This is a genomic window from Desulfocicer vacuolatum DSM 3385 (genome assembly GCF_900176365.1).
In the GTDB taxonomy this organism is placed as follows: Bacteria; Desulfobacterota; Desulfobacteria; order Desulfobacterales; family Desulfobacteraceae; genus Desulfocicer; species Desulfocicer vacuolatum.
This window is the reverse complement of record NZ_FWXY01000005.1, coordinates 246,620-256,796: the sequence shown is the minus strand read 5'-3', so window position 1 is coordinate 256,796 and position 10,177 is coordinate 246,620. Positions and strand designations below refer to the sequence as shown.

At 46.6% G+C, this 10,177-nt stretch carries 9 protein-coding genes, 1 pseudogene and 1 riboswitch; of the genes and pseudogenes, 4 read left to right on the top strand and 6 right to left on the bottom strand.

Annotation, left to right across the window (positions count from 1 at the left end; genetic code table 11):
- Together B9A32_RS06790 and B9A32_RS06785 are read left to right on the top strand one after the other, a co-directional pair.
- Window positions 1–288 (top strand): annotated as a pseudogene (locus tag B9A32_RS06790) (fumarate reductase flavoprotein subunit); the annotation flags it as partial.
- Window positions 288–1,040, top strand: a complete 753-nt coding sequence (locus B9A32_RS06785) for a fumarate reductase iron-sulfur subunit (protein WP_084067778.1) — start codon at window positions 288–290, stop codon at window positions 1,038–1,040. The pseudogene B9A32_RS06790 and the gene B9A32_RS06785, both read left to right, overlap by 1 nt.
- A 390-nt stretch (window positions 1,041–1,430) precedes the next feature.
- Here the strand turns inward: B9A32_RS06785 and B9A32_RS06780 are convergent, their stop codons facing one another.
- From B9A32_RS06780 to B9A32_RS06770, 4 genes are all read right to left on the bottom strand, one after another.
- Window positions 1,431–2,300 carry a sirohydrochlorin cobaltochelatase gene (locus tag B9A32_RS06780; protein ID WP_139795732.1) on the bottom strand — a complete coding sequence of 290 codons (870 nt, stop codon included), beginning with the start codon at window positions 2,298–2,300 and terminating at the stop codon, window positions 1,431–1,433.
- A 333-nt stretch (window positions 2,301–2,633) separates the two neighbouring features.
- Window positions 2,634–2,818: riboswitch (cobalamin riboswitch) on the bottom strand.
- A 42-nt stretch (window positions 2,819–2,860) separates the two neighbouring features.
- Window positions 2,861–3,763, bottom strand: a complete 903-nt coding sequence (locus B9A32_RS06775) for a uroporphyrinogen decarboxylase/cobalamine-independent methonine synthase family protein (protein WP_232367071.1) — start codon at window positions 3,761–3,763, stop codon at window positions 2,861–2,863.
- On the bottom strand, window positions 3,760–3,960 hold the full coding sequence (locus B9A32_RS22065) for a hypothetical protein (RefSeq protein WP_232367070.1): 201 nt from the start codon (window positions 3,958–3,960) through the stop codon (window positions 3,760–3,762). Before B9A32_RS22065 ends, B9A32_RS06775 begins: the two co-directional genes overlap by 4 nt.
- A 339-nt stretch (window positions 3,961–4,299) precedes the next feature.
- Window positions 4,300–4,509, bottom strand: coding sequence for a dodecin family protein (locus B9A32_RS06770; RefSeq protein ID WP_084067776.1), 210 nt, complete (start codon window positions 4,507–4,509; stop codon window positions 4,300–4,302).
- 819 nt (window positions 4,510–5,328) lie between these two features.
- Here B9A32_RS06770 and B9A32_RS06765 point away from each other — a divergent pair.
- Window positions 5,329–7,011, top strand: coding sequence for a B12-binding domain-containing radical SAM protein (locus B9A32_RS06765; RefSeq protein ID WP_084067774.1), 1,683 nt, complete (start codon window positions 5,329–5,331; stop codon window positions 7,009–7,011).
- Window positions 7,012–7,021: 10 nt separating this feature from the next.
- On the opposite strand, the gene B9A32_RS06760 is transcribed toward B9A32_RS06765, so the two are convergent.
- Both B9A32_RS06760 and B9A32_RS06755 read right to left on the bottom strand, forming a co-directional pair.
- Window positions 7,022–8,146, bottom strand: coding sequence for a hypothetical protein (locus B9A32_RS06760; RefSeq protein WP_170923734.1), 1,125 nt, complete (start codon window positions 8,144–8,146; stop codon window positions 7,022–7,024).
- 75 nt (window positions 8,147–8,221) lie between these two features.
- On the bottom strand, window positions 8,222–8,617 hold the full coding sequence (locus B9A32_RS06755; protein WP_084067769.1) for a carboxymuconolactone decarboxylase family protein: 396 nt from the start codon (window positions 8,615–8,617) through the stop codon (window positions 8,222–8,224).
- A 264-nt stretch (window positions 8,618–8,881) separates the two neighbouring features.
- Between B9A32_RS06755 and B9A32_RS06745 the strand changes: the two genes are divergently transcribed.
- The gene (locus B9A32_RS06745) at window positions 8,882–9,796 is read left to right on the top strand and encodes an MBL fold metallo-hydrolase (RefSeq protein ID WP_084067766.1); all 915 of its coding nucleotides are present in this window, start codon (window positions 8,882–8,884) and stop codon (window positions 9,794–9,796) included.
- Window positions 9,797–10,177: the final 381 nt, after the last annotated feature.

Genomic DNA, 10,177 nt, shown 5'->3' with positions numbered 1-10,177 from the left:
CTCAAACGCACCCTGACCTATTGGAAGGACGACAATGCCGATCTTCCCGAAGTGGAATATGAAGATCTTGATGTGATGAAGATGGAGATGCCGCCGGGTTCCCGTGGGTATGGCGTGGATCAGACCATCCATCACCCGGACACGGAAAAACGTGTGGCTGCCATAGAAGAGATTAAAAAGGAAAACCCCGGTGCTGACAGGTTTGAGCTCCAGCGACTGCTCAATCCCATTGACATACCGGAAAAATTCAGAGGAAAGAACGAGCGCATCGGGAGGGGATTTAAATAATGAGTGATCAGGAAATTAAAAATGATCAGGAAAGGGTACTGAAATTTAACATTTTGCGATTCAATCCCCAGGTAAAGGGTGATACTCCGGTGATGAAGACCTATGAGGTCACCGAAGCGCCGGGTATGACCATCTTTATTGCCTTGAACGACATCCGGGAGAACCAGGAGCCGTCACTTCAGTTTGATTTTATCTGCAGGGCCGGTATCTGCGGTTCCTGCGGCATGGTGATCAACGGCAGACCCGATCTTGCCTGCAGGACCCTGACCTCCAAGTTTCCCGACGGTGAAATCACCCTGTTGCCCCTGCCGGGATTTGAACTCATTGGGGATCTTTCTGTGAACACCGGTAAATTCATGCGGGGCATGAGCGAGCGGGTGGAGAGCTGGGTCCATGACGACATGGCCGAACATGTGGATCTGGATCGACTGGAAGAGCGCATGGAACCGGAGGTGGCCGATGAGATTTATGAGCTGGAACGGTGTGTGGAATGCGGCTGCTGCATTTCTGCCTGTGCCACCAAGCGCATGCGGGACGGGTTTCTGGGGGCCGTTGGTTTTATGCGCCTTGCCAGGTACTATGCCGATCCCCGGGATAAACGCACTGATCCCGATTATTATGAACTCATTGGAGATGACGACGGTGTGTTTGGCTGCATGACCCTTCTGGGATGCCAGGACTATTGTCCCAAGGATCTGCCCCACCAGACCCAGATCGCCTTTTTGAGAAAAAAGATGGCCCTGGTTAAATAACTACCATGGGTAGACCGCATTTTGACCTCGGTCTGCCCACAACAACAAAGTTTGAAATACACCCCTGATTTGGGAAATACTTTATATAATAGGCATCTCCCCGGCGGACACAACAAATATAGGGTCGTAGACGCGGAGCCAAATGGTATTATACCGCCGCCCCCCGATGGGCAATGGTCCCGGACCGGAACTGTAGACAGCTCAATTGTCCGGTTCCTATTACCCATCGGGGCGGCGGCTCTCTGCTGAGGTTGCCCGGAAATTTTATTTTCTAAAAAAAAGTTGATCTCATGGCAAAATAGAGCATGAAATCAATTTTTTTATTTTTTATCATGGACGGACCAAGGTTGGCATGAGCTCCGTCCGTGAGGGGTTTTATAATAGTGTGGTTTAAAAGTGTCCCACAGGTCCCTTCAGATGATCCACCCAGATTTGTACGAAATTATCATATTCCGCAGTTCCCTTGAGAACAGGTGTGCATTTGATACCTGCTTTGGTGAGAATGGAGTTCCAGGAATCTTCTTCAGGCCCTGCCATGTCGTTCTTGGCATGATCTCCGGCAACGGACATGAACGGCATGAGATAGGCTTTTTTGATACCTTTTTTTAGCAGCATGCTCTGGATGGTATCCAGATCGGGATATCCCTCAACCGTTCCCACATAGACGTTGGCATCCCTTAACTGCAACTGAAACATCAAAGATCCATAAAACGCATTGGCAGGATGGTGTGTGCCATGACCCATGAGCACCACGGCCTCATTCTTTTTACGTTCCTTGGGGATATTGGCCAAGATGGCATCCACAATGCGCTCCATGTCATGTTGGGTTGACATTAAAGGATAACCCAGAATAATTTTTTCAAATCCCATCATTTTAAAAGAACCCACAATTTTTCTCAAATCATGGTATTCAGCACCCCCAATGGTATGTAGACTCTGCACCGCCACATGGGTGAATCCTTCAGCATGCATTTTGGCCAGGGCCACTTCAGGCGCATCTAAAATTTTACCCTGTTTGGCCAGTTTGTTCCGGATAATGTGGGAGGTAAAGGCCCAGCGCACGGGAATGGCGGGAAAAGTGGCTTTAACTTTTTTGTCAATGTTTTCAAAGGAAACCTGGGCACTGGCTTCACTGGACCCAAAGGCCACCAGAAGAATACCCTTTTTTGTTTCTTTTTTTTCACAATGCCCGGCAAAGGCCATGGTGCCAAAGGTCAGAGTGAGAACTACTGCCATCAGAACAATCAGTTTTTGTTTCATTTTTTTCTCCATGGAACAGATGGTAAACATTGCATGATAAAATACGTTATCACGACAGCGCATGAGTTCCGGATAACGGCCACGGGCAGACATCATTTTGTTGTGATGTCGGTCTGCCCACAGCAATACTTAAAAATCCGTAAAGCCGGCCGGTATTTTCCTGCAAAAACACATTGGAACTCATACAAAATAAAATGGGTCCGGCTCCAGCAACGGCTTATAAGCTATTGGTAAAGGAGCCAAGCTCAAAAACAATATGTTCTCTGTGGTTTTCATAAATAAAGAGGGGGGAATGGCCGGAATGCGGTCATCGTTCCCTGTCTTCCGCAGAGAGATACGACAAAACATCCAGGCAGGTCTTCTGACTTTTGGCTTTTGCACCTTTACCGCACCTTCCCGTTTTCAATTTGTTGAAAACAGTGGCATCTGCGGTGGCTAACCAATTACAGCGGCGGGACCGTTCCCGATTTTCACGGGATTCCCATTTTAAGCAAAGCACCTGATGTCGGGTAATGTTTATTTCATATGTTCATGGATGTCAATGGGTTTTTAACAGCCGCTCAATTCAAGGTCTCACGTATTTTTAAAGACAGATCCCTGGTCAATTTCAACACTTTAACGGCATGTTCCAAATCCAGGGAACCGGTACCGCAACTGGGGGTGATGAGCGTTTGTGATAAAATCTTATCCCGGGCAATTCCCAGGGATTCCAATTGTGCCAATTGCTCTGACCACATGGTATAAAGAGAGTCTGTGGAAGCGCTATCAATATATTCCGGACTGGATGTGGGAACAATGCCCCAGGCCAGGATACCGCCGTTTTTGATAAAGGTCTTTAACTCATCTTTGTAGAGAATCAGGCGGTCAAAATAGGAAAAAGCGTCAAAATTAATGATATCCGTACCCGATGCCAATGCCAGGGACCAGTCGCCATTGGCACAGATATGAATACCGGCAACCCCGCCGCCTTTGTGGATGGCATCAATGCAAGTCCCCAGGGATTCGACGATCTGTTCCCTTGTGATACTGATATAGGTGGAAGAACCAAATCCCACCACCCCGGGTTCATCCAAAAAAATTATCGGGGGGTGGTCACAGTCCAGCCGGGAAAGTTGAGACACCTGCCACAGGGCCTTCATGGCCACCTGTTTGGTGACTATATCCCGCATCTGTTCATCGTAAAAAAGCAGTTTGCCTGCCTGATCCTTCATGCCGATTCCCATGGTGATGGGCCCTGTAACCTGGCCTTTCACGGCCCAGGGGGCATGGGGAAGATTTGAAACGGTTTCCATGAACACTGAAAATCCCCGGGCCGTTTCCGATGTCAGGGCAAAGCGGGAGTTTTCAATGAGGCCGGGATCATCACATATGGACAAATAAGCCTCATAAAAAGCCAGCATTTCTTCCTGGAAGTCAGCTACCTGTGTGTTGATGTAAACATCCTTGTTTTCTTTTCGGGTCAATCCGGGCATTCCCGGGGCAAATTGAAATACCATGCCCTCTTCAGATGGCGGGGCAACTGCACCCACAAAGGGATTTCCGGAGTATGTTCCAGCATGAGGCCGGTGGCCTTTTGATGATCTTCCATGGGAAGACTACCCACCAGAAGCGGAAGGCATCTGGGTTTTATTAGACGGGCTTCAATAATTTGTAATGTCATAAAAAACACTTCCTTGGTTTTTGCTACTGGGTGCTGGGCTCGATGTTTTTTAACCTTTTCAAGTTTTGTTGTGCGTAAAATCAAATCAAAACAAGGTTTATCACTGGCAAATTTATATAACTGCCACGGGCAGACCGTATTTTGATCTCGATCTGCCCGCAAAAAAGCATGAAAGAACGTCAGAGTTGTTTACTCTTTTTTAGAAATGTATTCAATATTTTTCCTGGAGGAGGGTAGAGGGGAACATCAAATTGTTTTTTGATGTTCCCCGGTAAATCTGAGTTTTTCATGTTAAATTTCTACTTTAATTGTTTCAGTGTTATTAATGACAGTTTGTTTCTATTTTTCAAGTTTAAATGACACCTTGAGCTTTACACGATAGGCCACGATGCGGTTATCTTCCAGTCGCATATCCATCTTGACTACCTCTGCAACGCGGATATCGCGTACACTGTTATCCACTGTAGTAATGGCGGTTTTTGCAGCATCTTCCCAGGATTTTTCAGACATTCCAACAACTTCTATAATTTTATATACACTGTTTTCCATATGAATCTCCTTTTTGAATATTGCTTTAAACTTCAGCGTTGGTGGATTTGAATTACCTGATAGCAAATGTGTCAGGTTGAAATAATACCTTGAGATAAAAACAATGAATAGTTTTTACAATTGAACCATGGCCCTCCTTTCAAAGCAAAAACAGGCTTTGTGATAAAATTAGCAATGGCCCCCTTTAAATATTTGAACATTTTTTATGTATAAAAAAATATTGCATTGTCAATCCACTGAGATCAAAGGACTTGCATCATTTTTGAGTAAATTTTCGTGGCATTGGTCAGAAATAAATATTCTACAACCAAAAAATGACATTGCAGGGGGGCGAAGTTTGAAGTTCTGTTCAAATAGAAAATAGAAAAGCGTTGTCAAATGTCGCTGTGATCATTCTGGAACAAGCTCTACGAGAAAACAGATCAGGAGAAAAAAGATTATTAAAAATACCATACCAGTTTGAATCTATACCTGTAAAGCCCAATGAGAAAAAAGAGTAATATAAAAAGTCATCCAGCATATGCCCCAAAAAAATATTTCCATACGCTACCTGTGTATTGAAAAATGTGAAACTGGAACGAAAAGTAGCGGAAAAATTTTGTGTGAATGAAAATAATAAATACTGGGAATGGCAAAAGCCGCCTTGTTTTTTCTTGTTGAAACTCCTGGAGAGTAATGCTACCGTCTATCACATTGGCGTATATCAGGCAGATTTGTCATACGGGATACCAGCCTGTTATTCTAATTTAAATTCCGGTGGCAGGACATTTGACACGCTTTTTTCCGAAGAGGCCAGACCACCGGGCCGGGATTATGTTTATGCTCCATATTGTTTTGATACAGCCTCCGGTGGAAGATTTTTATTTCACCTTTAAGCGAAGCGTTCCCTATGGGTTGGCCAGCATTGCTGCTGCTCTAACTCAAAAGGGCTTTGGGGTGGAAATTTTGGATGCCCTGGCTGTTAAAAAATCTGTTATCATTCCGGCTCCGCCGGAGATGGATTTTCTTGAGCCTTTTTATGGTAAACCAGATGTTTCACAGTTTTCGCTTTTTCATCATTATCGCCATTATGGCTATAGCTTTGAACATTTGGGTAAGCTCATTCGGGACAAAGCTCCTTTTATGGTGGGAATATCCTCTTTGTTCACCCCCTACGCCAAAACTGCATTGAAAACAGCTCAAATGGTGAAAAAATTCTATCCCCATTGTCCTGTTGTCCTGGGTGGGCATCATCCCACCTTGTTTCCCCGGGAGGTGCTGGATAGTGACAGTGTGGATTTTGTCCTTGCAGGAGAAGGGGAGATATCCATGCCCCTGCTGGCGGAAACATGGAAAAAAATAGCCGGTTGCGATGTTTCCGGAAAAGTTTACAAGAAAATATTTGAAGATCATGAAGCCCAACTGGCAAAGGTTCCGGGCATTGGGTTTCGAACCGGGGACGGCACATTTCATATTTCTTCACCTGCCTGGATGACAGATCTGTCTGCCCAGCCCATGCCGCAGCTTGATTTGATTCATCAAAAATTTTATGAAAGAAAGGGCCGGGGATCTGCCGTGGTGGTGGCCGGTCGCGGATGCCCTATGAAGTGCACCTATTGTTCCCTGGGGGCTTCTTCCACCCATGCCCGGTTTCGATTAAGGCCAGTGGAGCAGGTACTGGCAGAAATCAGGCACAACCTGGATCAGTATGACATGGGATTCTTGGATTTTGAGGATGAAAATCTTACTTTGAATCGCAGCTGGTGCATGGCCCTTCTGGAGGGAATTTGTGAAATGGCAGGAGAGGGAAATGTGGAACTTCGTGCCATGAACGGACTTTTTCCCCCTTCCCTGGATGACGGCCTGGTAAAAGCCATGAAGCAGGCAGGGTTTAAAACATTGAATTTATCATTGGGCTCCACTTCGGCGGATCAGCTGAAAGCCTTTAGACGTCCCGATGTGAGGGCGGCCCATGACCATGCCCTTGAACTTGCAGAAAAACATGGGCTGGAGGCAGTGTCCTATCTCATTGCCGGGGCCCCGGGACAGGATGCCCTGCAATCGGTGGAAGATTTGTTGTTTCTGGCAGTTCGCAGAACCCTTGTCGGTTTATCCATTTATTATCCTGCACCGGGCAGTGTGGATTATGGCATTTGCCAAGACAAAGGACTTTTACCCGGACATTTCTCCCTGATGCGCTCCACAGCGCTTCCCATTGAAGATACCACCGGCCGCCTTGCCTCTGTGACCTTGCTCCGCCTTGCCAGGGTGTTAAATTTCATGAAGTTTTTAAGGGATCAACAGATGGAAATACCCCTGGCCCACCCCCTTAAAAAAGAGGAAATCCTTGATCCTTTCCAGCGCCTGGAATCTTCCCTGAAGCTGCTCCAAAGCTTTTTAAACGACGGTGTCATCAAGGGTATAATGCCCGATGGACGTATATTTGAACATCCCATGGACATGAGTCTTTCCCGGGCGTTCATTGCCGGATTATCCAGCATGGAAATACGGGGAACTGTTTGAGTTTGATCAATTAATTTTTGCCAGTTGCGATGTCCCGGATTTCCCCATCAAAAAGACGACGACTCCGCCGGGCACTTTCATCCTTAATGGCCCGGGTGATCCGGGGCAATGCTTCAGCGGTAAAGGTTATCTGTTTCATGGTGAGATATTTCTTCACAAGGCCCTGGCCGCAAAGCACATTGAGATAATATTTTTCCGTATTGCCCATGCCAAAGGCGGTGTCTGCATGGGTTCCGGCCACGTGGGTATTTACGGCATCCCCGAAAAACGGTGTGTTATAAGACAAAAGGTCTTGGCCGGTCTGGCGGGTACATATTCCATTGACAAGGGTGTAATATTGTCTGAAAATATCTATTTCTTCAATTTTCAGGTTTATGTCACGGTGTTGATCTTTGAGAATTTTTCCCACAGTGAAAAGATCCCCAATGCCGTTGCGCTCCCCAATGCCAAGGGCTGATACTTCCACCACAGTGGCTCCTGCCACTACGCCCATGACCGTATTGGCCGTTGCCATGCCAAGGTCGTTGTGACAATGGACGCTGATGCGTGTACATGTACCGGCAGCCTTTGACACCATGAATTTCACGGCATCATGAAAGGTGTTGGGCGCCATCTGACCGGAGGTGTCCGGCACGGAAAGAATATCAATGGCAAGGGTGTTGATGAGAAAATCGCCATATTGTTCCAAAAAGGCCCGGGGGGTGTTGCCGATGTCCAGCATGGCCATGGAGATAACGGCATCAGATCGTTGGGCGCGAAGGGCCGTCACCGTATCTGTGATCCGGTTTAGCGCCAGCTCCTGCTTTTTTTTTTCATCCTGGGGCTGGATGTGGGCATGGAGATGAAAATGGTTCATTCCCGTGTCAATGAGCACCGGCACATCCCTTGGATTGGCTCTACCCATGCCTGCCACCTGGATATGAAATTTTTCCTTTGTGGCAAGACCGTGCAGATGGGCCACGCTTTGTTTTTCGCTGGTGTGGGCCGGGGGATATCCTGCCTGGCAGATATCCACCCCCAGGCGGTGTTGAAATCTTAAGATCTCTTCCTTTTCTTTGCTGGAAAAAACAATGCCCCGGTGCTGCATGCCCTCCCGGAGGGTCTGGTCCATAATAATAATTTTCTGCTCTGGCATTTTGTTCCCCCGGGGAGTCAGAACTGGATTGAAATTTTCTGACTCCCTTATCTGCATGTTTTTAATATCTGCCGATCAGGATTCTTTTATTTCGTCGCGCTCTTCCATCACGGTTTTCAGTACCTTTAAGGCGGTATTTGCCGAAGGTACACCACCATAAATACTGGTTTGAAAAATGACCTCAGCCACTTCCTCTGCAGTGCATCCCACATTTAATGCCGCATGGATATGAAGTTTCAACTCTTCCGGGCGGGAAAGCACAGCCAGGGCCGCCACGGTCACCAGCTGGCGGGTGGGATGGGGAATTTTCTCCCGGGAATACATTCTACCGGTGATATAAAGGGACATGTCCTTGGCCAGCTCTTTATCAAAATGCTGCCACAATCCATAGGGTTTGTCTTCGTTTTTTACCCCTTTAAAATATAGATTTGCCGTGTCTCTGGTCCTTTTTGCCGCTTCTTTGTCGTCCATGTGTCCATCCTTAATTAAGTCAATGTCCTGGCATCCATGGTCAGGGGCCAGTGGTGGAAAAAAAATTATTTTGTTAATTGTCCTTCAAAAAGTCACACCGACAAAGGATTGTCAAGGATTTTACCTGTGCGATCCCAGATTGTCATGGAGAATTTCCAGAATATAAGCCTGACAGCCTTGTCAATTAATACCATTTTTAATATTTGGTTGTGTGTGGCAGGGCATTTCCATTATATAAACCAGGAGATCAGGAGAGAATAAATTATGAAAATAGAAATAATCGGCGCTGAATCACTTGGTGTCCGGGGATTGTGCTGTTTTATCACTGTTAAAGAGCAAAAAATTCTCATTGATCCCGGCATTGCGTTGGGGTTTATTCGCAAAGGTCTGTTGCCCCATCCGGCCCAGGTGGCCGTGGCAGAGGTCATACGAGAAAAGATCATACACGCCTGGAAGCTTGCCACGGACATTGTTTTCAGTCATTTCCATGGCGACCATGTTCCATTGACGGATGCAAATCCCTATCAACTGGATATCAAGCGGGTGGTGAATTTGAATCCCGGGGTTCGGATCTGGAGTAAATCAGCTCAATTTTTATCTTCAAAAGAACAAAAAAGAGCCACTGCCCTTAAAGAAGTTCTGGATGTCCCATGGGAGGAGGGAAAACCCGGCACAGGAGCGTTTTCCTTTTCCCTGCCCGTTCCCCATGGAGAAAATATAGAGCGCAATGACAGGGTGATGATGACCCGCATTGAGAATGACACGGTATTTGTCCACACCTCGGACATTCAACTCCTGGATGATGACACGGTTGACCGGGTCCTTGAATGGCAACCGGATATTGTGCTGGCTGACGGTCCGCCGATTTATTTTGATAAAATGAATACAGAATTACGACACCGGGCCTGGAACAATGCCGTGCGCCTGGCAGGTTCCGTGGATACCCTGGTCCTGGACCATCACCTCATGAGAAGCCATGAAGGGGTGCAATGGCTGGAGGGAATTTCAGCTGAATCCGGTGGACGGGTTATTTGTGCGGCTGATTTCATGGAATCACCCCGGCGTCTTCTTGAGGCAGAAAGGGAAAGCCTTTATGACAAAATGCCGGTTCCTCCGGGATGGCACCGGGATTATGGCGAAGACCGGGCTGGCACAGGTGCATTTAAAATTTTTTTGTGAAATCTCGGTGAGCAAGCAAAAATGGATAGGCCAATATTTTAAAATTAAACACGGCCTATCCCTCTTTTTCCCCAATTGCAAGATTATTAAAGATATGTTAAGCTTTTATACATATCCAAAGGCCAGTTTCAAAAGCGCTTTCATTGGAGATAAACAACGGAAATCCTTTCGCTTACACCTATTCAGTGATTCAGGGCAGATGTGCTCTCCGTCATCCTGGGTATTTATCAGTAAGGCGTGGGAAAGTTTTAGCCACCTTTGGGGAAATTGATGATTTGGGGTCCCGTCAGGACGGTAAAAAAAATTTTGAAAGACAGCTGCCAGAAAAAGGTGGATGCCCTCAAAAGCTTAAAAATCGTCAGGGCAAAAATCGCAAATGCC

Bases quoted from the DNA above. Each gene is read 5' to 3' on its own strand.
- B9A32_RS06785 (WP_084067778.1), top strand. From the start codon at position 288: ATGAGTGATCAGGAAATTAAAAATGATCAGGAAAGGGTACTGAAATTT.
- B9A32_RS06760 (WP_170923734.1), bottom strand. From the start codon at position 8,146: ATGCCAGAGCAGAAAATTATTATTATGGACCAGACCCTCCGGGAGGGC.
- B9A32_RS06765 (WP_084067774.1), top strand. From the start codon at position 5,329: ATGCTCCATATTGTTTTGATACAGCCTCCGGTGGAAGATTTTTATTTC.
- B9A32_RS22065 (WP_232367070.1), bottom strand. From the start codon at position 3,960: ATGACATTACAAATTATTGAAGCCCGTCTAATAAAACCCAGATGCCTT.
- B9A32_RS06770 (WP_084067776.1), bottom strand. From the start codon at position 4,509: ATGGAAAACAGTGTATATAAAATTATAGAAGTTGTTGGAATGTCTGAA.
- B9A32_RS06755 (WP_084067769.1), bottom strand. From the start codon at position 8,617: ATGGACGACAAAGAAGCGGCAAAAAGGACCAGAGACACGGCAAATCTA.
- B9A32_RS06780 (WP_139795732.1), bottom strand. From the start codon at position 2,300: ATGAAACAAAAACTGATTGTTCTGATGGCAGTAGTTCTCACTCTGACC.
- B9A32_RS06745 (WP_084067766.1), top strand. From the start codon at position 8,882: ATGAAAATAGAAATAATCGGCGCTGAATCACTTGGTGTCCGGGGATTG.